The following is a 23,782-nucleotide window of genomic DNA, read 5'->3' as shown; positions in this document are numbered from 1 at the left end:
GCGGGTCCGCGCGCCGTCATGAAACCTTAACGTGCGCCTGCGCGCACTGGAATAGCTGATTTTGCGCCGTTGCAATGTGGGACAATTGCGTTCTCTGGTAATTATCTTATGATAAAGCACCTTCAGGCATTGGAAAAGCTATGTTTAAGCGGAGCGGCTCGTAATGGCGTTCGACCAGATCGACCGGCGGATTCTCGAATTGCTACAGCGCGACGGACGCATGACCAATGTCGAACTCGCCGAACGCGTCGGCCTCACCGCGCCGCCCTGCCTGCGTCGCGTGCGCGCGCTGGAGGAAGCCGGTGCGATCCGCGGCTACCACGCCGATCTCGATGCCGCAACGCTCGGCTATCCGATCACCGTATTCGCGATGGTTTCGCTGCGCAGCCAGGCCGAGCAGGATCTCGCCGCGTTCGAGGCGCATGTCGCGACCATCCCCGAAGTGCGCGAATGCCACATGCTCAACGGCGAGATCGACTTCATCCTCAAGATCGTCGCCAGCGATCTCAAGGGCTTCCAGGAAATCCTGATGACCCATCTCACCCCCGCCCCCAACGTGGCCAGCGTCAAGACCTCGCTCACGATCCGCACCGCCAAGGCGCTGCCCGGAATACCGGTACGGGTGGGGTGACCTTTCGATTGCTGAACGCGGAAGCCCGTTCGCGCTGAGCGAAGGCGAGGACGCCTGTAAGCCAATCGTTCGTGTAGAACGCAGTCGAGACACGTGCGCTTCGGTGGTCCCTTGACTTCGCTCGGGACGAACCGAGGGGGAAGCCGATTGTCCCAAGTGCGGTAGAGTCACAGCGCCCGGAGCAATCGCCCTACGCCGTGAAGATCGCCGTCCGCCCCAACGTCGCCGCCAGCGCGGTATGCCGTCGCTCCACCGCCTCGCTATAGAGCGCGCGGTCCGTGCTTGGCGCGCTCAGCACCACCGCGCCGCCCTCGTCGCTAAGCCGGGTGCGGCGTAACGGTCCCTCCAGCCCACCGCTCAGCCGCTGGCCGAGCCGCATCGCCAGCCCCCAGCCGACCGCGCGCTTGAGATCCGCCGGCGGCGCCAGCGCCGCCACGGGCGCGGGCGCATCAGTCCCGCCGCCAAGGCTCGTGAACAGCGCCTGCGCCACCAGCGCGCGCCCGCGTCCGTCGATCCCCACCCAATTGCCATGCAGCGCGATCTCGACCCCGCGTTCGGCGCGGAAATCGGGGTTGGCGCGCCAGCCGACGTCGGCGAGGAGACAGGCCGCCAGCCGCAACCGCGCCATCGCCGGCGCATCCTGCGCGAACAGCGGCGCGATCCAGCCGTCAAGCAGATCGCCATGTTCGGCGAAGCGGCCGTGCAACCGCCCCTCGTCGCGCGCCGCCACGATCAGCGGATCGAGCGCGCGCGTCGCCGGATCGAGCGCCTGATAGAGCAACCCTTCGCGCAGGCCGTAAGCCGAGACGATCGTGCGCTCGCACTTGAGCTGCTTGAGCAGCACCGCCAGCACCGCGGTCGCATCGCTCAGCGTCCCCGCGCGCCCGGATTGCAGCCCCGGCACCGCGCGCAGCCAGCTCTTGTTGACCTGCGCGATCGTGCGGCTCATCCGCGTGATCGCGCCGCGTGGCATCGCATATTGGTGGATCACCGGCAGCGGATATTCGCGAAGATGCATGTCGAGCCGCGCCAGCGACCGCCACGATCCGCCGACCAGATACAGCGGCAGCCCCTCGCCGCGCCCGCTCCAGCCGGCGTCCGCGATCAGCCGCGCCACCCGCCGCTGGAGCGCGCCCGGCCCCTTGGCGCGGATCGCCGCCACGCGCAGCACGCCGAGCGGGAAGGAAACCCGGTCCTGCACGCCGCCGCCCGCGACCCGGATCAGTTCCAGGCTGCCCCCGCCGAGATCGCCGACGATGCCGTTCGCCTCGGGAATCGCCGAGAGCACGCCATAGCCCGCGCCGATCGCCTCCTCTTCGCCCGACAAGAGCTCGACCTCGAGACCCGCCGCCTCGGCGATAGCGAGCAGCTTGCCCCCGTTGCTGGCGTCGCGCACGGCGGCGGTCGCGACGGTGCGCAGTTGGTCGACTTCCATCTCGCGCGCGACCGCGGCGAAGCGGTGCAGCGCGTCCTCCGCCATCCGCAGCGAATCGCGGTTGATCGCGCCCGTCTCGGCGAGGCCACGCCCCAGCCCCGCCATCACCTTCTCGTTGAACAGGATCGCCGGCAGCCGCGCCGGCCCTTGATAGACGACCAGCCGGATCGAGTTCGAGCCGATGTCGATGATCGCGGTGCGCGGTTCGCCCGCACCGTCGGTGCCCTTGCCGAACAAAACCACGCTCAGCGCGTGCGCCGCAGCGACAGCTTGGGCACCGCATCGCTCGCGGTCAGCGCGGCGCCGCGCCCGGACAGCGACGGGTTGGTCATGAAATAGCGGTGCAGGTTGAACGGCCGGTCGCCCGGATCGTCGCGGACGTAGCTGCCATCGGGCTGCAATTCCCAGCTCTGCTCGTTGTCGATCAGATTGGCGACCATCACCTGATCGAGAATCTGGTCATGGACGGTCGGGTTCTCGATCGGCAGCATATATTCGACGCGCCGGTCGAAATTGCGCTGCATCCAGTCGGCCGAGGAGATGAAGATCTTGGCGCCGTCGTTGGGCAGCGCCTTGCCGTTGCCGAAGCACCAGATCCGACTGTGTTCGAGGAACCGGCCGATCACCGATTTGACGCGAATGTTCTCGGACATGCCGGGAACGCCGGGCCGCAGGCAGCAGACGCCGCGCACGATCAGGTCGATCTCGACCCCGGCGTTGCTCGCCTCGTACAGTTTCTCGATCACGGCGGGATCGACCACCGAATTCATCTTCGCCCAGATCGCCGCGGGCTTGCCGGCCAGCGCGTTGGCGATCTCCGAATCGATCAGCCCCATCAATCGCGGGCGCAGGTCGCGTGGCGACAGGCTCACCTTGGTCATGCCGGTCGGCTCGATATAACCGGTGACATAGTTGAACATCTGCGCGGCATCGCGCCCGATCACGGGATCGGCGGTGAAGAAGCTGAGGTCGGTATAGATGCGCGCGGTGATCGGATGGTAATTGCCGGTGCCGAAGTGGCAATAGGTGCGATACTGCCCGGCCTCGCGGCGCACCACCATCGATACCTTGGCGTGCGTCTTCCAGTCGATGAAGCCATAGACGACCTGCACGCCCGCACGCTCGAGCGCGGTCGCCCACAGGAGGTTCTGCTCCTCGTCGAAGCGCGCCTTCAGCTCGACCACCGCCGTCACAGATTTGCCCGCTTCCGCCGCCGCGATCAGCGCGTTGATGACGGCGGATTGCTTGCCCGCGCGGTACAAGGTCTGCTTGATCGCGACCACGTCCGGGTCCGCCGCCGCCTGCTTCAGAAACGCGAGCACCACATCGAACGTCTCATACGGGTGGTGGACGACGATATCCTTCGCCCGGATCGCCGCGAAGCAATCGCCGCCGAATTCACGAATTCGCTCGGGGAAGCGCGGCGAGAACGGCGTGAATTTCAGGTCCGGCCGATCCTCGTCGACCAACGCTTCGAGATCGCCGACGCCCAGAAACGCGCCGCTCTCGGTCACGAACGCGTCGGACCCGAGCTCGTCGCGCAGCACCGCGCCCAGATCCTCGGGCATGCCGCTTTCCAGCTCCAGCCGGATCACGCGCCCGCGCCGCCGCCGCTTGATCGCGTTGGCGAAGTAGCGGACGAGATCCTCGGCCTCTTCCTCGATCTCGATATCGCTGTCGCGCAGCACGCGGAACTCGGCGCCGCCGAGCACGCGGTAGCCGGGGAAGATCAGCGGCGCGAACCGCTTCACCAGCGATTCCACCGCGACGTAGCGCACCGTCTCGCCCGGTATGCGCAGGAAGCGCGGCATCGGCGCCGGCAGCATCACCAGTTCGCGGATCGGCTGCTCGTCCGATTCGCGGACCATGTCGAACATCACCGCCAGCCCCTTGTTGGGCATGAACGGGAACGGGTGCGCGGGGTCGAGCGCCTGCGGCGTCAGGATCGGGAAGATCTGCTCGCGGAACTGCGTCTCCAGCCAGCGCAGTTCGTCGGGCGTGACCGATTCGTCTATCGTGCGCGAACTCAGCACGACGATCCCGGTCCCGGCGAGCAGCCCGCGCAGTTCACGCCACACGGTGCGCTGCTGTTCGATCAGCTCGTCCGCCTCGCCGACGATCGCGGCGAGCTGCTGGCTGCTGTTCAGTCCGTCGGGCGAGCGCCGCTCGACATCCTGCAATTGCTGGCCCTTCAGCCCGGCAACGCGCACCATGAAGAATTCGTCGAGGTTCGATCCCGAGATCGACAGGAAGCGCAGCCGCTCGAGCAGCGGGTGCGCCTGGTTGCGCGCTTCCTCCAGCACGCGGCGGTTGAACGCCATCCACGACAGCTCGCGGTTGAAATAGCGGTCGCTGCCCTCGGTCGCGGCGAACGGATCTTCGTCATTGTCGATGCGGACGATATGCGCGGGTCGAGTCATCAGGAGCCTGCCGATTCGCTTTGGGTGCCGTCGATCAGCCCTGCCTCGGCCAAGGTCGCACGCGCAAGCGTGATCGACAGCCGCTTGCGGCTGCCCAGCACCGCCTCGTCGAGCACGTCGACCGCGCGCAGCAGCGCGACATGCGTGCGCTCGATCCGCCGCACCAGCCACTCGATCAGGTCGGATCGCGCATCGAGGCCGCGCCGGTAGAACTGCCGTTCGAACAGCGCGCGCATCAGCGCCTCGTCGGGGTCGCCGAGCCGCAGCGTCGGGCTGGCGACCAGCCGCGAGCGCAGATCGGGCAACCGGATCGCCCATTCGGGCGGGGGCGCATAGGCGACGATCACCACCGGCTTGCGGGTTTCCTGCGCGCGGTTCCACGCGTGGAAGATGTCGGCTTCCCTCTGCTGCTCGGCATCGTCGATCAACTGCCCGCCCGCCTTGGCGGCGAAGATCCGCGCGAGCAGGCTGCGCCCGGATTTGCGCGGGCCGGTCACCACCACCGCCGCGACCGGCCAGGTGCTCCAATGTTCGAGCTGCTGGACGGCGCGTTCGTTCGATTGGGTCACCAGAAACTCATCGTCACGCGGGTCCGCCGGCCACTCCAGGGGCAAAGCGAGTTGCGCGCTCACCCCGGATTGCCCTCCGTCGTCTGCGCGCGCCGGATGCGAATCGTGGTGCCGGTGCCGTTCACCACCCAGCCCCGCGCCTCCAGTTGCGCGCGGAACAGCGCCGGATCGGCGTCATAGGTGACGCGCATCACCGACACGCCACCCAGCGCGAGGCTGGTGGTGACGGCGCTGCGCACGCCGGCCAGGCCACGGAGCGCCGCCTCGGTCGCTGTGACGGCGGCGGCACCAGGCGTATCGACCTGCACGGTGATCGCCACCGTCGCGGTATCTCCCGGCGAAAGCGCGATCGCGCCGCTCGGCGAGACCGCGTCGGTCGGGGTTTCGCTCGGCGTGGGGGTGGGCGTCGGTGTCGGCGCGACCGGCGGCACATAGGCGAGACTGGAATCGGGCTGGAGTGCACCGCCGCGCAACTCCGCCTGATACGCCGCGTCGATCCGCTTCACGCCTTCGTCGAGCAGCAACGGCAGCGCATCGGCATTGCCGACGCGCAGCGTGAAGCGCGTAACGATCTTGTTGTCCGGCCCATGCCGCGCCTCGAACGCGCCGATGATCGGGCCGCCCGGCCATTGCCGGGACAGCCGCACGATCGGCACGAGGATGTCGTTCGATCCATATTGGTCGAGCACGGTGCGCCACCACGCGCGCCCCGGCCGCGTCGTCTGGCCGAGGTTGAGCAGCAGCGAATCATTGCCGGTGCCGCTCGGCCGCACATAATCGATCAAACTGGTGCTGGTGCGGAAGCGCCCCCACGCCTGCACCCACGGATTGTCCTGCTCGAACGCGATTCCCGCTCCGCCCGAATAGGCGATCGGAATCGTCAGCATCGATGTCGAGCGCTGTTCCTGATCGGCGACGCCGAGCAGCGCGCCCGCCCGGGCGCGGCTGAACAGCACGCCGAGGCGCGCGATATAACGGTTGGGGCCGATCTGCTCGTTCTCGACGATGATGCCCGACACCATCGAATCGAGCGCTCCGTCGGAAACGCCGCCCACGCTCGCGCCGAGCCGCTGGGCGAGCATCTGCCAGCCCTTGCGCTGCGCGAGCCGCCAGCCGGCGTAGCGCGCGGCGTCGGCATTGCCCGCGCTCACGTCGACGCGGATTCCGCTGACCTCATAGCTGCCCGATCCGTCGCCGATCGCCCCTGATGGCGAGGTCGGCGCCGGCGGCGCGGCATCCTGGGCAAGCAGCAAGCCACCGCTGGCGACGAGCGCCGATGCGACGAGAAACTGGAACGGGCGGGAAAGGCGCGGCGGCATGTCGGCGCCCTTTTGGCGAAGCAGGCGTGGAAATCCAAGCGGGATATGGCTAGGCGACGCAGTATGAGCGACAAACCCTACACCTATGCGCAGGCCGGCGTCTCGATCGCGGCCGGAAATGCGCTCGTCCGCGCGATCGCCCCGCTGGCCAAGGCGACGCGCCGCGCGGGCGCAGACGCCGATCTCGGCGGCTTCGGCGGCTTCTTCGATCTGAAGGCGGCGGGCTTCACCGATCCGCTGCTCGTTGCCGCGAACGACGGCGTCGGCACCAAGCTCAAGCTCGCGATCGACTCCGGTCACCATGATGGTGTCGGGATCGATCTCGTCGCGATGTGCGCCAACGATCTCATCGTCCAGGGCGCCGAGCCCTTGTTCTTCCTCGATTATTACGCGACCGGAAAATTGGAGCCCGGCGTCGCCGAGCGGGTCGTCGCCTCGATCGCGCAAGGCTGTCTGCAAGCCGGCTGCGCGCTGATCGGCGGCGAGACCGCCGAGATGCCGGGCATGTACGCGCCCGGCGACTATGATCTCGCCGGCTTCTGCGTCGGCGCGGTCGAGCGCGACCGCGTGCTGACCGGCAAGCATATCGCGGCGGGCGATGTCGTGCTCGGCCTCGCCTCGAGCGGTGTCCACTCGAACGGCTTCTCGCTGGTTCGCCGGCTCGCCGCCGACAAGGGCTGGAAGCTCGACCGCCCCGCCCCCTTCGATATCGACACGCTGCTGATCGACGCGCTGATGGCGCCGACCCGCATTTATGTGAAGAGCCTGCTGCCGGCGCTGCGCGTCGGCCGCATCAAGGGCCTCGCGCACATCACCGGCGGCGGCCTGCTCGAAAACATCCCGCGCGTGCTGCCCGAAGGCACCCACGCGATGATCCACGCCGACGCCTGGGAGCAACCGCGGCTGATGGCGTTCCTCCAGGCGCAGGGCGGCATCGAGCCGGGCGAGATGGCGCGCACCTTCAACTGCGGGATCGGCATGGCGGTGGTGGTCGCCGCCAACGACGCCGACGACGTGACGGCGATGCTCGCAGGCGCGGGCGAAACCGTGCTGCGCATCGGCGAGATCGTCGCGGGCGAGCGCGGCTGCACCGTCAACGGGCGCATCGAGACCTGGGGCGGCCGCGATGCCTGGTCGGCGACGCACCTGCATGCCTGACCGCATCATCGGCGCGGGTCGACCCTTGGCGAGAGCCCTCGCGATGCTCCCGCGCAGGCCGGAGCCCAGAGTCGCGCGCGCTACGCATCGGCGTTCCCCTTGCCGCTGGGTTCCCGCCTCCGTGGGAACACAAAGCTCCGGTCCGCGCAACTTTTGCCCGGAATCTCCGCAATGAAACATCGCGTCGCCATCCTCATCTCCGGGCGCGGCTCGAACATGATGAGCATCGTCGCCGCCGCGGGCGACGCCTACCAGGTCGCGCTGGTCGCCTCCGACAAACCCGATGCCGCCGGGCTCGCCTGGGCGAAGGCGCGGGGCCTGCCCACTTGGGCGCTCTCGCCCAAGGGCATCGGCAAACCCGCGTTCGAGGCCGCGCTCGACGCCGCGTTGCGCGAGGCCGGCGTCGGCACGATCGCGCTTGCCGGCTATATGCGGCTGCTCTCGGACGATTTCGTCGCGCGCTGGCGCGGCCGCATCATCAACATCCACCCCTCGCTCCTGCCCAAGTACAAGGGGCTCGACACCCACGCCCGCGCGATCGCGGCGGGCGACAGCCACGGCGGCTGCTCGGTCCACGTCGTCACCGAGGAGCTCGATGGCGGCGCCGTGCTCGGCCAGACCGAAGTGCCGATCGAGCCGGGCGACACCGCCGAAACGCTCGCCGCGCGCGTGCTGGTCGCGGAGCATCGCCTGTATCCGCGCGTTCTGGCAGAGTTCGTCGCCCAGACTTCGTAGCCAAGGTGAGTCGCCCATGAGCCCCGATCCCGAAGCCGCCCTCGCCCGCGTCCGCGCCTATTGCCTCGCCTTGCCGGAAGCGGAGGAAAAGATATCGCACGGCGCGCCCGGCTTCCTCATCGCGGGCGGCAAGTTCTTCGCCTATTTCTGGCACAACCACCACAATGACGGCGAAACGGTCGCGATCGTCCGCACCACGGGCCATGACGAGCAACAGATGCTGATCGAAAGCGACCCGGCCTTCTATTACGCCCCGCCCTATCTCGCCCCCTTCGGCTGGGTGGCGATGCGGCTCGACGGCGCCGATCTCGACTGGGATCGGGTCGGTGACCGGATCGCGGCGAGCTGGGAACTCGCCGCGCCCGAGCGGCTGCTGGAGGCGGGCGGCCGATGAGCGAACCCAATGCCTCCGAACGCGCCGAATCGCGCGCGATCCGCAAACGCTGGGTCACGCTGGCGGAGATCGTCGCGGTCGCCGGTCTGCTGATCTCGGGCACGACCGCGTGGCTGAGCTGGTCCGAGCGGCGCAGCGACGAGCAGGAAAAACACGTCGAGAAGATCACCGAGGCGCATGCCCGCGCGCTCGTCCGCCTCACCGCGACGCCCGAGCACGGCGGTGCAACCCTCGCCCTCAAGGATGCCGAGCATGACGTGCAGAGCGTCGACATCCGCTTCCCCAAGGCGCTCGGCGTTCCCGCGCAGAACAGCATCCTCAGCCCGCATATCGACGCCGACTGGGTCGCCAAGCCGCTGCTGGAGGCGACCAAGGACGGCCCCGACAAGCGCGAAGGCCGGCTGCCGGTGTTGATCGCCGCGAGCTACTGGGATGGCGACCAGCAACGCACCGATACCGCGATCTACGATATCGTCTGGCAGACCGAGGGCGGGCTGATCTGGGGCCACAAGCTCAGGCTCAAGGGGCTGATGCTGCGCGAACGCACCGCCTCGGCCGCTCGCCTCGATTCGCTCTGGAAGGCATCGCAGCCGCGCTGAACGCCTCGCCGCTCGCGGCGAGGATCGGCTTACCGCGACGCCAGTTCCGCCCCCGGCTTCACCCAGGTCGCAAGCTGATCGCCCGCGCCGGCGCGCACGAAGCACCGCCCGCCGGCGGCGCGATATGACGCGCACAGCTTCACCGCATCGCCGCGCGCATAGCCGCCGAGCGAAAGCCGATAGAAGCTCCCCGCCCCGGTCTTGACGGTCACGCCCTGCGGCCTCTGCCCCGAGAAGGTCGGAAAGCGCCGCGCGGCGCGCTGCCACGCGTCGCGCGCGACCGCCACGGTATCGAACGCACCGAGCTGGACGTAGAATTTCCCGCTCGCGAACGCGCGCGGCGCATCCTCGACCGGCGCCGCCCTGACGGGCGTCTTGGACGCGAGCGCCGCCTCAGGCTTGGCCGCGAGCGGCTGGACGACCTCCTGCCGCGCGGCGAACCGCACCGTCGGCACGCCGGTGTCGAGCGACGGCGCCGCGTCGGGTGCCGCCGCCACCTCGGCCGGAGCGGGCGCAGCGCGCGCCACGTCGACCGGTGCCGCGGCCTTGAGCGCGAGCGCGGCGGGGCGCCCCTTGTCCGCCACCGCCGTCACGCCGAGCAGCGCCGCGACCTGATCCGAGGCCGCCTTGGGCCGCGCGAACGCGCCCCATGCGACGATGCGCTTGTCGGCATCTGCGGGGGAGAGATCGAGCCCCGCCACCGCCCGCGCCTCGGTCCAGCGCCCGGCGAGCGCGAGGCTCAGCGCGAGGTTCTGGCGCGTCTTGGTGCCCGCCGTATCAGCCCGCGCCGCGCTGGCGAGCAGATCGACCGCCGCCGCCGGATCACCCGCCAGCGCGATCGCGAGGCCGCGGTCGCTGACCGGGATCGAGTCGGCATGCGCCGAGAGCGTCCCACGCGCCGCCGCCCAATCACCGGTCGCGATCTGCGCCAGCGCGAGATTGAGCGCGGCCTTGCCATTGCCGGCGTCGAGCGTGAGCGTGTCGCCGAAGGCGTCGCGCGCCGAGCCGAACCGCCCCGCCTTCAGATAGGATTGGCCGAGCAGCATGCGGAACTCGGCCGAATCCGGCGCGGCCAGGGCGGCACGCTCGGCATGTTTGACGGCATCGGCACCCTTGCCGCGCGCCAATAGCGCGCGCGCCTTGGCGGCTTCCGCCGCCGCCTTGCGCGCGTCGCCACTCTGCGAATGGCTGCCCGCCACCGCGACACCCTGCACGCCCACCGCCAGAGCGCCGCCGAGCAGCAGCACCGAAGCGCCCAGGGACACGATCGCACGCGTCTTCATCATATTTCTCCATTCGAGCGCCCGGCACACGGCGGCAGGCGCGCCCCGCGACGGCCGAACACGCCGCTTACCGGGCGCTGCGCGGCCGCGCCGGTCGGCGACGGTGGCGCGAACACGGTGCGGCGGAAATTGGTTTCCAGCCGGTCCGAAACGAAGCGCCACAAGGCCTCGATCTCGGCGGCGGATCGGCCGTCGGCGTCGTGTTCGGTCACGGTGCCTCCGTCGATCATCGCGGTCGCGAAATCGGCGCGGTGATGGATGACGACCGGCGACACCGTCCCATGCCGCGAAAGCGCCAGCATCGTCTCGCCGGTGATGCGCGCATCGGGTGCCGCGCCGTTGACGACGAACAGCAACGGCTTGCCCGCGCGCGCGCACGAATCCGCGGTCGCGCCGACCGCGCGCAGATCGTGCGGGCTGGGCCGCGTCGGGATGACGATCAGCTCGGCGAGCGCGACCACGCTTTGCGTCGCCGCGCTCGTGGCGGATGGCGTGTCGATCACCGCCAGCCGGAAGCCTTGCCGGCGCAGCCCCTCCAGATCGGCGGCCAGCCGCGCCATCGTGCTCCGCGCGAGCGCGGGATAGGGGGCGGCGCGGTCGTTCCACCAATCCGCCAGTGATGCCTGCGGATCGAGGTCGATCAGCACCACCGGTCCCGCCCCGGCGCGCTCGGCCTGGACGGCGAGATGCCCGGACAGCGTGGTCTTGCCCGATCCGCCCTTCTGTGATGCCATTGCGACGACGCGCATGTGCCCCGTGAACCCCCGCCAGTAGAAGGCCGCCACTGCCCCAATATTGGTCAAGAACGGGTTAACGGCCCGCGATCCGCACCTTTTCGGCACGCCGTGCCTAACGAAATCTTTGCCAATCCTGCTTATCCCGGCCTAACCGAAGGTGGTTTGGGGCATGAAATGCGGGTCCGCGAATGAAGACTTTGATTTTGGTCGCCGCCCTTGCGACGGGTGGCATGGCGCTCGCCACTCCGGCGCGCGCCGACGTCAAGGCCGGGGTCGATGCGTGGAGCCGCGGCGATTATCGCAAGGCGATCGACGAATGGCGCCCCGCCGCGATCAAGGGTGACCCCGACGCGCAATTCAATCTCGGCCAGGCGTACAAGCTCGGCCGCGGCGTCCCCGTCGATCTGCCGATGGCGGAAAGCTGGTATCGCAAGGCGGCGATGCAGGGGCATCTTCAGGCCGAGGACAATTACGGGCTGATCCTGTTCGATGAAGGCAAGCGCACCGATGCGGTCCGCTGGCTCGAACGTTCGGCGACGCGCGGCGAGCCGCGCGCGCAGCTCGTGTTCGGCACGATGCTGTTCAACGGCGACAACGTCAGCAAGGATTGGCCCCGCGCCTATGCCTTCATCCTGCGCTCGGCCGCGCAGGGCCAGCCGCGCGCGCCGCAGGTGCAGGCGCAGATGGACCAATATCTCTCGCCCGAGGATCGCCAGAAGGGCATGGTGCTGTCGCGCCAGTATGAGGCGGACGAGAAGCGCCCGCAGCTTCCGCCGGAGATCGCCGGCGCCGGTACGCAGACCGCGATCCGCGGCACCGATCTGCCACCCTCCGCCTATGATCCCGGAGCCCGCCCCGCGCCGCTCGCGGTCACGCCACGCCAGGACGGACCCAAGGCTCCGCCGCATGCTGCCGTACCCGATGCGCCGCGCGGGCGCCCCACGCCGCCGCCGCGCCCGCAACCCGCGCCGACGTTGGCCGGCAACGGCCGCTGGCGCATCCAGCTCGGCGCGTTCCGGGACGAGGGCAACGCGCGTGGCCTGTGGCAATCGGTGCAAGGCCGCCTCCCCGGCCTGCAACCCTATTACGTCAAGAGTGGCGCGGTGACCCGCCTCCAGGCAGGCCCGCTCGCCTCCGGCGCGGCCGCCACCCGCGCGTGCGGCGCCGCGCGGACGAGCTGCGTTCCCGTCGCGCCGTAAGCGGCGTAAATTCCAACACCTACCCGGTCGTGCCGGGCGAAGTCGAAGGACGCGCGCTTCGACACGCCCGGCACGAAGAGGTCAAAGTCTGAAAACGCTGCCCGCAGCGCGCGCTTAGCGGCTCAGCCCGCCGAGGCGCGCACCAGGCCGAGCAGCAGCCAGTACAGCCCGCCCGACAGCAGCATCGCCGCCGGCAGCGTCATCACCCAGGCCAGCACCATGTTGAGGATGGTGCGCGCCTGGAGTCCGCTCCCGCTCGCCACCGAAGCGCCGGCGACGCCGCTCGACAGGATGTGCGTGGTCGAAACCGGCGCCGCGAACAGATCGGCGGTCATGATCGTGAACGCCGCGACGATCTCGGCCGAGGCGCCCATGCCATAGGTCAGGTGCGTCTTGCCGATCTTCTCGCCGACGGTGACGACGATCCGCTTCCACCCGACCATCGTGCCAAGCCCGAGCGCGATCGCGACGATCACCTTCACCCACAGCGGAATGAAGCGCGTGCCCTTCTCGAGATGCTTCTGATACGCGCCGATCGCCTTCAGTTCGTCCGTCGAGAAGATCTTCTCGGAACCCTTGTCCTTGGTGACGAACTGCGCGACGCCCTGCAGCAGATACATGTCGTTGCGCAGATTGGGCGTGGCGGCGGCGGGCACCTTGTCGAGCGAACCATAGCCCGAGATGCGCGCGCTGACATCGTGCGAGAGCGTGTCGATCGCGCCATAGGTCGCGGCGCCGGTAGCCGTCTTGGCCTCCAGCGCGTGCGTCAGCACCGCGCGCGCCGCATCGACATCGGTGCCGATGGTGCCGCCATGCGCGCGAAACGCGGTGGCGGCGGCATTGGCGGAGGCGACGAAGCCGGGCATCTCGCTCGCCGGCATCGTGCGGTTGAGCGCATAAGCAGTCGGCGCGCAGCCGATCAGGATGAGCATGATGAGCCCCATGCCCTTCTGCCCGTCATTGCTGCCGTGGAAGAAGGAGACCGCGGTACAGGTCGCGATCAGCGTCGCGCGGATGCCCTTGGGCGGCGGCGAATCGGTCTTGGGCGCGGCATAGAGCTTGGGATTGCGCAGCACCTGCTTCATCACCAGCAGCAGCACCAGCGATCCGATAAAGCCGATCAGCGGGCTGAACAGCAAAGCCGACAGCACCTTCTGCGCCTGGCTCCAATCCACGCCCGAGGTGCCGTTGCCGCCATGCGACACGATCTGATTGGCGAAGCCGACGCCGAGCACCGAACCGATCAGCGCGTGGCTCGATGAATTGGGCAGCCCGACATACCAGGTCGCCAGGTTCCAGATCACCGCCGCCAACAGCAGCGCGAAGATCATCGCGAAGCCCGCGCTCGATCCGACGTGCAGGATCAGATCGACCGGCAGCAGCGTCACGATCGCATAGGCGACCGCGCCGCTCGACAGCATCACGCCGAGGAAGTTCCAGAACCCCGACCACACCACCGCCACCGGGGCAGGCAGCGAGTGGGTGTAGATCACCGTCGCCACCGCGTTCGCGGTATCATGGAAGCCGTTGACGAACTCGAACCCCAGCGCGATCAGCAGGGCGAGCGCGAGGAACGCGAAGGTCGCGGTCGCCAGCCCCTCGCCCGCCTGCGCGGTGTCGAACAGGATGCTCGCACCCGCATAACCCACCGCGCCGACAATAATCGCGAGGAATATCCAGCGCCCCGCCGGGTGCAAGGGCCGGTCGAGATGCGGCGCGCCGACGGAACGTTCACTCGGATCGAGTGACGCTGTAGTGGATATATCCATAAAGTCGGCGTGGCCCGCTTCTGTTACCATATGATGACAGAAGCGTTCTTCACGAAGCTCTGTCGAAACCAGCGCGTCGATCGCGCCGATGTTGCGGCGCCCCTTAAGCTCGATTTGCCCCGGCGGCAACCGGTGCGGGCGGTCTCGGCCGCGTTTCGTCGCATCGCCCGCGCCGAGGCGCCACGATCAACGATTGCCCTCGGCGCCCCCGTTCCCTACCTGTTCGCCGATGAGTATCCCAGCGTCCACCGCCGAACCCGCCTATCTCAAAGGTCTCAACGCGCCGCAGCGCGATGCCGTGCTCACCACCGAGGGGCCGGTGCTGGTGCTCGCCGGCGCGGGCACCGGCAAGACCGCCGCGCTCACCGCGCGGCTCGGCCATCTGCTCGCGACCAGGCGCGCCTATCCGAGCGAAATCCTCAGCGTCACCTTCACCAACAAGGCCGCGCGCGAGATGCGCGAGCGCGTCGGCCGGCTGGTCGGCGATCTGGTCGAGGGGATGCCGTGGCTCGGCACCTTCCACGCGATCGGCGCGAAGATGCTGCGCCGCCATGCCGAGTTGGTCGGGCTACAGTCGAACTTCACCATCCTCGATACCGACGACCAGCTCCGGCTGCTCAAGCAACTGATCCTCGCCGCCGACATCGACGAGAAGCGCTTCCCCGCGCGCAGCCTCGCTGGCCTGATCGACGAATGGAAGAACAAGGGCCTCGTTCCGCGCGAGATCGACGCGGGCGAGAGCGAGCGCTACGCCAACGGGCGCGGCGGCGAGCTCTACCAGCGCTATCAGGAGCGGCTCGCCGCGCTCAACGCCTGCGATTTCGGCGACCTGCTGCTCCACATGCTGACCATCCTCAAACGCGAGCGCGAGGTGCTCGCCGATTATCAGCGCCGCTTCAAATATATCATGGTCGACGAATATCAGGACACCAACAGCGTCCAATATCTGTGGCTGCGCCTGCTCGCGCAGGAGCGCAAGAACATCTGCTGCGTCGGCGACGACGATCAATCGATCTATTCGTGGCGCGGCGCGCAGGTCGAGAACATCCTCAAGTTCGAAAAGGATTTCCCCGGCGCCAAGGTGATCCGGCTCGAACAGAATTACCGCTCGACCCCGCACATCCTCGCCGCCGCGAGCGGTGTGATCGCCAACAATAGCGGCCGGCTCGGCAAAACCTTGTGGACCGAGGAGGCCCAGGGCGACAAGGTCAAGGTGCTCGGCGTGTGGGACGGCCCCGAGGAAGCGCGCCGCGTCGGCGAGGAGATCGAGGCGGCGCAACGGAACGGCCAGTCGCTCGACAAGATCGCCATCCTCGTGCGCGCGCAGCACCAGACGCGCGAGTTCGAAGACCGCTTCATCGCGATCGGCATGAATTACCGCATCATCGGCGGCTTCCGCTTCTACGAGCGCGCCGAAATTCGCGACGCGCTCGCCTATCTGCGCGTCGTCCACCAGAGCGCCGACGATCTCGCCTTCGAACGCATCGTCAACGTCCCCAAACGCGGCCTGGGCGACAAGGCGGTGCAGAAGCTCCACCTGCTCGCGCGGGCCGAGAACATTCCCTTGAGCGTCGCGGCGGCGCGTATCCTCGACACCGACGAACTGACCGGCGCGGCGCGCAAATCGCTTGGCAATTTCGTGATCGATCTCGCCCGCTGGCGGCGCATGGCGAACGAACTCCCCCATGCCGAACTCGCCCGCCAGATCCTCGACGAAAGCGGCTATACCGGCGCGCTCCAGGCCGAGAAGTCGGTCGAGGCGGCGGGGCGGCTGGAAAACCTCACCGAACTCGTCCGCGCGATGGAGGAATATGAAAGCCTCGGCGCGTTCCTCGAACACGTCAGCCTCGTCATGGACAATGAGGCGCAGGCCGACGAAGCCAAGGTGACGATCATGACGATCCACGCCGCCAAGGGCCTCGAATATGACACCGTCTTCCTGGTCGGCTGGGAAGAAGGCCTGTTCCCCTCGCAACGCGCGATCGACGAAGGCGGCAACGCCTCGCTGGAGGAGGAACGCCGGCTGGCGTACGTGGCGATCACCCGCGCCCGCCGCCGCGCGATCATCCTCCACGCCGCCAACCGCCGCATCTACGGCCAGTGGACCAGCAGCATCCCGAGCCGCTTCGTCGGCGAGCTGCCCTCGGCCCACATCGAGAGCGAAAACAGCATGAGCGGCGGCGAAAGCCTGTGGCGCGCCAACTGGTCGGAACGCGCCGACCCGTTCGCGGATGTGGCGCGCGGCACGGGGCGCGGCCCGGGCTGGCAACGCGCGGCCGGGGTGAAGGACGGCGGCAGCTTCACCAGCCGCACGTTCTCCCGCGAACCCACCCGGGTTGTGGAGGCGCGGGCGAGCGCGGTGAGTTTGGGGAACAAGGGGCGTTCGGATCTGGAGGTGGGCATGCGCGTGTTCCACCAGAAATTCGGCTACGGCGCGATCGCGTTGATCGAGGGGAATAAGCTCGAAATCGACTTCGACGAGGCTGGAAGGAAGCGGGTGATGGATACGTTTGTTACGGTAGGGTGATCAAAATTTAGCGATACGGTGGCGACGTCACCATCCCATCGTGGTATCCGTGGATAGATTTAACTTTTCCCCACATCAACGCATCATTGAAATTACGGATAATTGGCGGATTAACACGCCACCAATGCGGATTCTCCTCCGACGCGGTTGATGCATTTACTTTGTAAACCGCGTGATACAACGGTTCTTTAAATCGAGAATAGTACTGATGATCGTCCTCATCGTGATAGTCGGATGATGGAAGAGTTAGCTGTAAATTTATTTCCCAGTTAATGACCTGGCCATCTATGTTATCACGTAAGGCTCGCTCGACTTCAAATTTATTTAAAGATGGTACCGTGTTTGCTGGCACTAGATAATCTGCCCAGCAGTTATAAAAACAACCATTTGGAGTATCATGCCAAATTGCCCGAACCCGAAGACACTCACCAACAGAGACTTTGACCCGGGAAAGTTCATGTATGATCCTTTGGAGAAACGGCAGACTTGGCGGATCAATACCAGACCTGCTTTCAACGTATAAAAAATTTCCCCTGTAATGCGCAGTCCATCTTTGCTCACGTTCTGTATAAAATATTTTCCAGTCTTGTGTTCCGGGCGACGAGAAAAATTGTTGTGCTAAATAATAGTTTTCGTGAGTGAGAAGACGTTTCTCAATATCTACCGCGTCCCATACAGTTACTGACAATCTTTCTGATTTTTTTATTTAATCGAGCTTTCTCATCAATTCCGCAGAAGGCTGCGTCGACGTAACAAGCAAAAATCCGGAAGCGCTAATTCGAGCGCATCGATCGAATATATCAACTACATCACCCACGCCGACCGATTTTCCGGATCGCGCGTAGTGCTTGCAATCAACCAACCATAACGCGCGCGCCCTGGTGAGTGGACCAATGATTTCCTCCTCTGCTATCAAATCCCTCCCACTATCAGCACCAACTCCCGTCCAACTCGGCCGTAAGCCCGCTTTTAAAAGAAGTTCGCGGATAAGTTGTTCAAACTTTGATCCATCTGTTGATAACTCGGTAAAATCCAGCAATTCGATCTCCACCTTACGAAAAAACCTAAGCCGCCACCCGCTCCACCACGATCTCCCCGGCCCGCGCCCGCACCTCGACGAGGTCGTGCGCGGCCTGCATCCGCATCAGCGTATCGGCGCTCAGCCCGAACGCCTTTTCGAAGCGGATCGCCATTTCCGCCGACAGCCCGGCGCGCCCGCCGAGCAGGTTGCTCATTGCCTGCCGCGTCACATGCAGCTTCGCCGCCGCGTCGGTGATCGACAAACCATGCGGATCGATCACCTCCGCGCGTAGCCAGCCGCCCGGATGCACCGCGAAGCTCGAATGTAGCTTGATCGCCATCACCCCTCCTTCATCGCCGACCGCATCCCGAGATGCGTGACGAAAGGATCGAAATCGCGATCACTATACAGCAGCGCGATTCCGTCCTCGATACACCGAGTCGCGATCAGCGTGTCGATGGTCTTGCGGACCGTGACGCCGATCCCACGCAAGGTACGATAGTGTCGAGCCGCCGCCAGCGCCACATCGCGCCCGGCGATGTCGATGGATTGCAGCGTGTTCATCAGCGCCAGCGCTTGCTCGAAATCGCGCTCGGTGTTGAAGCCTTGCAGAACCTCCGCCAGGATCACGTCGCCGACCATGATCGGCGCGTGCCCGAGCAGATCGTCGAGCCGGTCACTTTCCGGCGTGGCGACCCCACGAAAATAGTCGATCCAGACGCTGGAATCGACCAGGATCATCCGTCGATGCGCATCTCGTCGAGATCACCCGTCCAACCGAGCTTACCCCGAAACGCGCGGATGCCCGCCTGTCGCCGCACCTGAAGCAAGGTGCGCAGGCCGAGCTCCACCGCCTCGCGCTTGGTGCGCGCACCGCTCGCCGCCATCGCTTCCGCGATGAGGTCGTCATCGATCACGATATTGGTCCGCATATGTGTATCCTTCGAACAAAGATACACATAACCACTTGAAGCACGCCGCGCAATCCCGCTGTCCTACACCACCCGACCCATGCCAGACTTGCAGCATGCCCGTCCGCCTGCCCCCGATCGCCGCCACCAGACCGCCTCGCGCCAACAGCCCCGCCGCGCGCTCAGCCCCCAAAAATCGCACTCCGCCAACCGTGCGCACAGTGGACAACCTTAGCCACGTTTCCCTAGCGCAGCCGCCGCAACCACCGGTTCGCGGCGAACACCAGCAGCGCCCAGACCGTGCCGAAGCACCAGCCGCCGAGCACGTCGCTCGGCCAATGCACGCCGAGGTACACGCGGCTGCACCCGATCAGGACGACGAGAAGGCTGAAGAAGCTCACGATCGCGACGCGGGCGGCGCGCCGCGCCTCGACGCCCGCCAGCATCAGCGCAATCGTCAGATAGGTCGCGGCGGAGATCATCGCGTGGCCGCTCGGGAAGCTGGCGTTGTCGACCCAGACGAGGTGCGGCACCACGTCGGGGCGCGGGCGGTGGATCACGCTCTTGAGCTCGGCGGAGAGCAGCGATGCGCCGATCAGCGAGGCGGCGATCCACGCGGCCTCGGCGCGTCGGCGCAGGAAGCACAAGGCGGCGATGCCCGATCCACCGAACAGCCACATCAGCGTGAACCCGCCGAGTGCCGAAATGTCGATCGCCGACTGGCGCAGCCACACCGGCCCGATCGGCACGTCGAGGTGCCCAGGCACGCGCAGCGCGAGCAGCGTCGGCGCGTCGAACCCGAAGCCCTCGCCTTCGATCAGTTCGGTCGCGATGTGGAGCCCGAGCAGCAGCGCCGAGACCGCCAGCAGCGCGACCAGCGGCCACAACCACGCGATCGCGCGCGGCGCTTCGTCGAGCGGCACGCCGGCCTTCACCGGCGTCAGCCCAGTTCGACCGTCATCAGCGTCGAATCGGCGTATTTGGGGTCGCTGGGGATGAACAGGGGGTTCGCCTTGAAGGCACGCGGCGTCAGCCGCAGCCCGGTCAAGCCGGCGAGCTTGAAGGTGCCGAGCTTGAGTTCCTTGGGCGGCCGCCCGTCGCGCTCCAGCACCACGCCGTCGATGAAGAGGTCGCCGTGGCGGGTGTAGATGATGTGCGGCGCGAGCGTCACCTCGGTGCGGTTGTAGGTCGCGGCGAGACAGCGCTGGCGCACGATGCCTTCGAACACGGTGGGAACGTCGCCTGCGGGGGTGTCTGTCACGGCATAGTCTTCGGGTCGGGGAGAGTGGCGGCGCGCTTACCGCGCGCGTGACGGTACAGCAAGTGCGGATGCGGCCGGCGCGCGTGCGCGGCGGCTCGACAAGCGGGGTATCGGCCCATATCAGCCGGGCATGACTCACCCGCTCGTCGCCAGTCTCGGCCTGTCGCCACATCCCGAGGGCGGCTGGTATCGCGAGACGCTGCGCCAGCCCGCACCGGACGGCGGTCGCGCGCTCGCCACCGCGATCCTGTTCCTGCTGGATGCGGGCGAACGCTCGCACTGGCACCGGGTCGATGCCGCCGAACTGTGGCTATGGCACGCGGGATCGCCGCTGACGCTGCGGATCGGGCACGACGAACTCTCGCTCAGCGGGGAACAGCCTCAGGGTCTCGTCCCGGCGCACGCCTGGCAATCAGCCGAGGCGCGCCACGGCTGGGCGCTGGTGAGTTGCGTGGTGACGCCGGGATTCGATTTCGCCGGCTGGGAACTGGCGCCGCCCGGCTGGTCGCCGCCGCGATGAGCGATGGCCTGCCGATGCCGCGGCGCCTGCTCGCGATCGGCGCGGTGTCATGCGGGTCGGCGCTCATCATGATCGATGGCAGCGTCGCCAACGTCGCGCTGCCGACGATCGCGCGCGATCTGCGCGTCGACAGCGCCTCGATCGTGTCGATCGTGACGATCTACCAGTTGATCCTGGTGATGCTGCTGCTCCCCTTCGCGGCGCTCGGCGAACGGCTCGGGCTGAAACGGATGTACCAGATCGGGCAGATGGTGTTCACCGTCGCGACCATCCTGTGCTTCTTCGCCAAGAGCCTGCCGTTCCTGCTGATCGTGCGTGCCGCGCAGGGCATCGGCGCGGCGGCCGCGCTCAGCGTGTCGGCGGCGCTGATCCGCTCGGTCTATCCCAAGGCGCAGCTCGGACGCGGCCTCGCGCTCAACACCGTCGTCGTCACCAGCGCGAACGCGCTCGCGCCGACGCTGGGCGGGCTGGTGCTTGCGGTCGCGCCGTGGCCGTGGGTGTTCGCAAGCGCGGTGCCGTTCGCGATCGGCTCGTTACTGCTCGGCCGCGCGCTTCCCAAGGCCGAGCCGCGCGAGACACCGTTCGACGTGCTCGGCGCGGTGATGTGTGCCGCCATGTTCGGCCTGGTGATCGGCGGCGCCGAGACCGGCATCCACGGTGACAGCCCGGTCGTCTCGGGTGCGATCGCCGCGGTCGGCGTCGCAATCGGCGTGTTCTTCGTGCGGCGCGAACGGAATGAAGCCAACCCGATCCTGCCGATCGACCTGCTCGCCCGCCCCGTGCTCGCGCTTTCGGTGCTGAGTTCGTACACCGCGTTCGTCGCCTCGATGACGCTGCTGATCTCCTTCCCCTTCCGCATGCAGCATGAATTCCACATGAGCCCGGCCGAGGTCGGCGCCGCGCTCGCGCCGTGGCCGCTCACCAACATCTTCGTCGCGCCAATGGCGGGCTATCTGTCGGACCGGGTGCCGGCGGGCGTGCTCGGCGGGATCGGCATGACGATTACCGTCACCGCTCTGTGCCTGCTCGCCTTCCTCCCGCCCGATGCGAACTATGTCGACATCGTCTGGCGAATGATGCTGTGCGGCGCGGGCTTCGGGCTGTTCCTGCCCCCCAACGCGCGGCTGATCGTCGGCTCCGCGCCCCCGCACCGCGCGGCGGCAGCGGGCAGCCTCGTCTCGACCGTGCGGCAGGTCGGCCAGACCACCGGCGCGACGTTGGTCGCGACGTTGCTCGCCTTCGGGGTCGGCGGCGGACGCACGCCGCCGCTCGTCGCCGCCGGGCTGGGCGTGGTGGCGGGTCTGTGCAGTGTGGCGCGGCTGCGCCCCTCGATCCGCAATGCCAAGCCGTTCGAAACCGACGATGGGAAGGCCCGCCAGCCATGATCCGTACCGTGTCTCTCGCGCTCGCCTGCTGCGTGGCGGCCTGCGCCCCCGCCGTGAAGCACGACCCGCGCCTGTCGAGCGCACCGCTCGCCGAGCGGCTCGCCGCGGCCGATGCGAACACCGGTGCCGCGATCTTCTCGCGCTGCGCGGCGTGCCACACCGTCACGCAAGGCGCGGGCGACCGGGGCGGCCCGGCGCTCTACGGGGTGGTCGGACGGCCGATCGGGCGCGGCAGTGACCGTTTCAACTATACCGCCGCGCTCGAGGCGGTCGGCGGGGTATGGACGTTCGAACGGCTCGACGCGTGGCTCACCGATCCCCGGCATTTCGCGCCCGGCACCAACATGATGTTCGCGGGTCTACCCGATGGCATGGACCGCGCCGACGTGATCCGCTTCCTCAACGAAAACGGCTCGAACCTGCCGTTACCGACGCCTAGCCCGAACAGCCGACCAGCCCGGTGACCGGCACCACCACCCCGTCCTTGCCGTCGCGGTCAAGCCGAAGCGCGCCATCGGGAACCGCCGCCCCCTTCACCAGATCGCCGCGCGTCTCGATGGTGAGATCGAGAGTCGCGTGAATACCAGCCGCGGCATATTCGGTCGTCTCGCTCAGCCCGAAATTGGCCGCGCCACGCTGCGCGGTCCGTGGCAGGTCGATGATCGCGCCGTCGAGCGACAAACGCAGCCGCCCCGGTTCGGCGGAGGCCACCGCAACCAGGCTGCGCTGCTCGGTCGCGGTCCACAGATACGCCGCGCAACCGGTCGCGGGCAGATCCTGCTTGGGCAGCACGTCGAGCGGCAAACCCGCGATCTGCGTGGCGGCGAGCAGGAGGATCATGGGCGCGTTCATGCCCCCCAACCTAGCAGGAACAACCACGCCGGATAAGCCGCGACCGCGAGCAGCGCGCCGAACGGCAGACGATCGTCGAGCCGCGCCGCCCGCCCGCGTACCGCGCCGGCCGCGACGATCGCGAGCCCGGCCAGCGCGGCGAGAAACAGCACCACCGGCAACATCCGCCAGCCAAGCCACAGGCCAATCGCGCCGAACATTTTGGGGTCGCCCCCGCCCAGCCCTTCGCGACCTCGCGCAGCGCGATACGCGGCCGCGATCAACCATAGTGCGCCGAAGCCCGCCGCGCCCCCGATCAGCCGATCGGCAAGCGGCGGCATGACCCCGATCGCCCCGGCGCCCAGGCCGGCGAGCGCCAACGTCAGCGTCAGCGCGTCAGGCAGCCAAAATTCGGTGACATCGAGCGCGGCGAGCGCGAGCAGCAGCCAGCCGAACACCGCCCCCGCCAAGGCGGCCGGCCCCGGCGCGGCAAGTCCAGCCGCCACGCCGATCGCAAGCCCGACCGCTTCCACCCGCCAGTGCAGCGGGTCGATCGCCGTGCCGCAGCGTCGGCACCTGCCCCGCGCCAGCGCCGCGCCGAGCAGCGGCACCAGATCCCGCGCGCCCAGCACCGCGTCGCACCCGTCGCACCGCGAGCGTCCGCTGGCCACCGAGCGTCCCTGCGGCCAGCGGATTACCACCGTTGCGACGAAGCTGCCGATCACCACACCGAGCAGCCCGAGCAGCAGCGGCCAGATCAGCAACTCAGCCATTCGGCTTCTTGCGGATCAGATAGCGATAGGCCCCGAACAGATCGATCACCAGCAGCACCACGTTCTGCGTGCCGAGCGCCGCATCCCGCGTCAGGATCGCGCCGCCGATCCACGCGAGCGCCGAGACCGCGAACAGCACCTGCCCCCACCCCGTCAGCCGCCGTCCAAGATCGAGCGACACCATGCCCGCCGCGATCATCCCGCCGCCCGAAGCGGCCCATTTCAGCGCGGTGGTGAGTGTATCCATGGCGCCGCCGTAGGGCCGCACGCCGTCGCGCGCCAGATTGATATGGAGCAATCGCCCG

Annotated in this window: 27 protein-coding genes; 10 read left to right on the top strand and 17 right to left on the bottom strand. The window is 67.7% G+C overall.

Features of this window, described 5'->3' with window-relative positions:
* Window positions 1–163 precede the first annotated feature (163 nt).
* Window positions 164–631 carry an Lrp/AsnC family transcriptional regulator gene (locus PX554_RS14200; protein ID WP_069206059.1) on the top strand — a complete coding sequence of 156 codons (468 nt, stop codon included), beginning with the start codon at window positions 164–166 and terminating at the stop codon, window positions 629–631.
* Between the two features lie 190 nt (window positions 632–821).
* On the opposite strand, the gene PX554_RS14195 is transcribed toward PX554_RS14200, so the two are convergent.
* From PX554_RS14195 to PX554_RS14180, 4 genes are read right to left on the bottom strand one after another with little or no spacing between them, the layout of a single operon-like run.
* Entirely contained in the window at window positions 822–2,315 is a 1,494-nt protein-coding gene (locus PX554_RS14195; protein ID WP_420833456.1) for a Ppx/GppA phosphatase family protein, read from the bottom strand.
* Window positions 2,312–4,486 (bottom strand): RNA degradosome polyphosphate kinase, encoded by a 2,175-nt coding sequence (locus tag PX554_RS14190; RefSeq protein WP_275502767.1) that lies wholly within the window; start codon window positions 4,484–4,486, stop codon window positions 2,312–2,314. Before PX554_RS14190 ends, PX554_RS14195 begins: the two co-directional genes overlap by 4 nt.
* On the bottom strand, window positions 4,486–5,058 hold the full coding sequence (locus tag PX554_RS14185) for an HdaA/DnaA family protein (RefSeq protein WP_420833455.1): 573 nt from the start codon (window positions 5,056–5,058) through the stop codon (window positions 4,486–4,488). The genes PX554_RS14190 and PX554_RS14185 overlap by 1 nt, the downstream gene beginning before the upstream one ends.
* Before the next feature lie 56 nt (window positions 5,059–5,114).
* Entirely contained in the window at window positions 5,115–6,374 is a 1,260-nt protein-coding gene (locus PX554_RS14180) for a hypothetical protein (protein WP_093221914.1), read from the bottom strand.
* A 63-nt stretch (window positions 6,375–6,437) separates the two neighbouring features.
* On the opposite strand from PX554_RS14180, the gene purM reads away from it, so the two are divergent.
* The 4 genes from purM to PX554_RS14160 all read left to right on the top strand — a co-directional run bounded on the left by purM (window position 6,438) and on the right by PX554_RS14160 (window position 9,260).
* Entirely contained in the window at window positions 6,438–7,532 is a 1,095-nt protein-coding gene (purM, locus tag PX554_RS14175) for a phosphoribosylformylglycinamidine cyclo-ligase (protein ID WP_093221916.1), read from the top strand.
* A 171-nt stretch (window positions 7,533–7,703) separates the two neighbouring features.
* On the top strand, window positions 7,704–8,267 hold the full coding sequence (gene purN, locus PX554_RS14170) for a phosphoribosylglycinamide formyltransferase (RefSeq protein WP_093221919.1): 564 nt from the start codon (window positions 7,704–7,706) through the stop codon (window positions 8,265–8,267).
* Between the two features lie 16 nt (window positions 8,268–8,283).
* On the top strand, window positions 8,284–8,661 hold the full coding sequence (locus tag PX554_RS14165) for an MmcQ/YjbR family DNA-binding protein (RefSeq protein ID WP_275502760.1): 378 nt from the start codon (window positions 8,284–8,286) through the stop codon (window positions 8,659–8,661).
* Complete coding sequence (locus PX554_RS14160) at window positions 8,658–9,260, top strand: hypothetical protein (protein ID WP_275502758.1); 603 nt, start codon at window positions 8,658–8,660, stop codon at window positions 9,258–9,260. Before PX554_RS14165 ends, PX554_RS14160 begins: the two co-directional genes overlap by 4 nt.
* Before the next feature lie 29 nt (window positions 9,261–9,289).
* On the opposite strand, the gene PX554_RS14155 is transcribed toward PX554_RS14160, so the two are convergent.
* Both PX554_RS14155 and PX554_RS14150 read right to left on the bottom strand, forming a co-directional pair.
* Window positions 9,290–10,543 (bottom strand): SPOR domain-containing protein, encoded by a 1,254-nt coding sequence (locus PX554_RS14155; RefSeq protein ID WP_275502756.1) that lies wholly within the window; start codon window positions 10,541–10,543, stop codon window positions 9,290–9,292.
* Entirely contained in the window at window positions 10,543–11,292 is a 750-nt protein-coding gene (locus PX554_RS14150; RefSeq protein ID WP_275502754.1) for a ParA family protein, read from the bottom strand. The genes PX554_RS14155 and PX554_RS14150 overlap by 1 nt, the downstream gene beginning before the upstream one ends.
* A gap of 176 nt (window positions 11,293–11,468) precedes the next feature.
* Between PX554_RS14150 and PX554_RS14145 the strand changes: the two genes are divergently transcribed.
* On the top strand, window positions 11,469–12,479 hold the full coding sequence (locus PX554_RS14145) for an SPOR domain-containing protein (protein ID WP_275502752.1): 1,011 nt from the start codon (window positions 11,469–11,471) through the stop codon (window positions 12,477–12,479).
* Window positions 12,480–12,601: 122 nt separating this feature from the next.
* Here PX554_RS14145 and PX554_RS14140 read toward each other — a convergent pair whose 3' ends face one another.
* Window positions 12,602–14,248, bottom strand: coding sequence for an inorganic phosphate transporter (locus tag PX554_RS14140; RefSeq protein ID WP_093222912.1), 1,647 nt, complete (start codon window positions 14,246–14,248; stop codon window positions 12,602–12,604).
* 229 nt (window positions 14,249–14,477) lie between these two features.
* On the opposite strand from PX554_RS14140, the gene PX554_RS14135 reads away from it, so the two are divergent.
* On the top strand, window positions 14,478–16,775 hold the full coding sequence (locus PX554_RS14135) for an ATP-dependent helicase (RefSeq protein WP_275502747.1): 2,298 nt from the start codon (window positions 14,478–14,480) through the stop codon (window positions 16,773–16,775).
* Window positions 16,776–16,782: 7 nt separating this feature from the next.
* Here PX554_RS14135 and PX554_RS14130 read toward each other — a convergent pair whose 3' ends face one another.
* The 7 genes from PX554_RS14130 to PX554_RS14100 all read right to left on the bottom strand — a co-directional run bounded on the left by PX554_RS14130 (window position 16,783) and on the right by PX554_RS14100 (window position 19,968).
* Window positions 16,783–17,463 carry a hypothetical protein gene (locus PX554_RS14130; RefSeq protein ID WP_275502745.1) on the bottom strand — a complete coding sequence of 227 codons (681 nt, stop codon included), beginning with the start codon at window positions 17,461–17,463 and terminating at the stop codon, window positions 16,783–16,785.
* Window positions 17,464–17,481: 18 nt separating this feature from the next.
* A complete protein-coding gene (locus PX554_RS14125; protein WP_275502743.1) occupies window positions 17,482–17,826 on the bottom strand; it encodes a restriction endonuclease in 345 nt (114 codons plus the stop codon).
* Window positions 17,827–17,839: 13 nt separating this feature from the next.
* A complete protein-coding gene (locus tag PX554_RS14120) occupies window positions 17,840–18,136 on the bottom strand; it encodes a HigA family addiction module antitoxin (RefSeq protein WP_275502742.1) in 297 nt (98 codons plus the stop codon).
* Complete coding sequence (gene vapC / locus PX554_RS14115; protein WP_275502738.1) at window positions 18,136–18,537, bottom strand: type II toxin-antitoxin system VapC family toxin; 402 nt, start codon at window positions 18,535–18,537, stop codon at window positions 18,136–18,138. The genes PX554_RS14120 and vapC overlap by 1 nt, the downstream gene beginning before the upstream one ends.
* Window positions 18,534–18,728, bottom strand: a complete 195-nt coding sequence (locus PX554_RS14110) for a type II toxin-antitoxin system VapB family antitoxin (RefSeq protein ID WP_093221942.1) — start codon at window positions 18,726–18,728, stop codon at window positions 18,534–18,536. Before PX554_RS14110 ends, vapC begins: the two co-directional genes overlap by 4 nt.
* Window positions 18,729–18,952: 224 nt before the next feature.
* Window positions 18,953–19,642: a phosphatase PAP2 family protein gene (locus PX554_RS14105; RefSeq protein ID WP_275502735.1), complete on the bottom strand. Its 690-nt coding sequence runs from the start codon at window positions 19,640–19,642 to the stop codon at window positions 18,953–18,955.
* A gap of 5 nt (window positions 19,643–19,647) precedes the next feature.
* Window positions 19,648–19,968 carry a hypothetical protein gene (locus PX554_RS14100; protein WP_093221945.1) on the bottom strand — a complete coding sequence of 107 codons (321 nt, stop codon included), beginning with the start codon at window positions 19,966–19,968 and terminating at the stop codon, window positions 19,648–19,650.
* A 130-nt stretch (window positions 19,969–20,098) separates the two neighbouring features.
* On the opposite strand from PX554_RS14100, the gene PX554_RS14095 reads away from it, so the two are divergent.
* From PX554_RS14095 to PX554_RS14085, 3 genes are read left to right on the top strand one after another with little or no spacing between them, the layout of a single operon-like run.
* Complete coding sequence (locus tag PX554_RS14095; protein WP_093221947.1) at window positions 20,099–20,488, top strand: cupin domain-containing protein; 390 nt, start codon at window positions 20,099–20,101, stop codon at window positions 20,486–20,488.
* Window positions 20,485–21,873 (top strand): MFS transporter, encoded by a 1,389-nt coding sequence (locus PX554_RS14090; protein ID WP_275502725.1) that lies wholly within the window; start codon window positions 20,485–20,487, stop codon window positions 21,871–21,873. Before PX554_RS14095 ends, PX554_RS14090 begins: the two co-directional genes overlap by 4 nt.
* Window positions 21,870–22,337 (top strand): c-type cytochrome, encoded by a 468-nt coding sequence (locus tag PX554_RS14085; protein ID WP_093221951.1) that lies wholly within the window; start codon window positions 21,870–21,872, stop codon window positions 22,335–22,337. The genes PX554_RS14090 and PX554_RS14085 overlap by 4 nt, the downstream gene beginning before the upstream one ends.
* Here PX554_RS14085 and PX554_RS14080 read toward each other — a convergent pair.
* The 3 genes from PX554_RS14080 to PX554_RS14070 are packed head-to-tail and all read right to left on the bottom strand — an operon-like array spanning window position 22,309 to window position 23,775.
* Window positions 22,309–22,725 (bottom strand): hypothetical protein, encoded by a 417-nt coding sequence (locus PX554_RS14080; RefSeq protein WP_275502723.1) that lies wholly within the window; start codon window positions 22,723–22,725, stop codon window positions 22,309–22,311. The genes PX554_RS14085 and PX554_RS14080 overlap by 29 nt on opposite strands.
* On the bottom strand, window positions 22,722–23,477 hold the full coding sequence (locus tag PX554_RS14075; protein ID WP_275502722.1) for a prepilin peptidase: 756 nt from the start codon (window positions 23,475–23,477) through the stop codon (window positions 22,722–22,724). The genes PX554_RS14080 and PX554_RS14075 overlap by 4 nt, the downstream gene beginning before the upstream one ends.
* Window positions 23,470–23,775 carry a hypothetical protein gene (locus PX554_RS14070; RefSeq protein ID WP_275502721.1) on the bottom strand — a complete coding sequence of 102 codons (306 nt, stop codon included), beginning with the start codon at window positions 23,773–23,775 and terminating at the stop codon, window positions 23,470–23,472. Before PX554_RS14070 ends, PX554_RS14075 begins: the two co-directional genes overlap by 8 nt.
* Between the last annotated feature and the right edge of the window lie 7 nt (window positions 23,776–23,782).

The sequence above is a fragment of the Sphingomonas pollutisoli genome (assembly GCF_029167165.1).
Lineage (GTDB): Bacteria > Pseudomonadota > Alphaproteobacteria > Sphingomonadales > Sphingomonadaceae > Sphingomonas > Sphingomonas pollutisoli.
The sequence above is the reverse complement of the archived record's forward strand: the minus strand, read 5'-3'. Positions and strand labels throughout refer to the sequence as shown.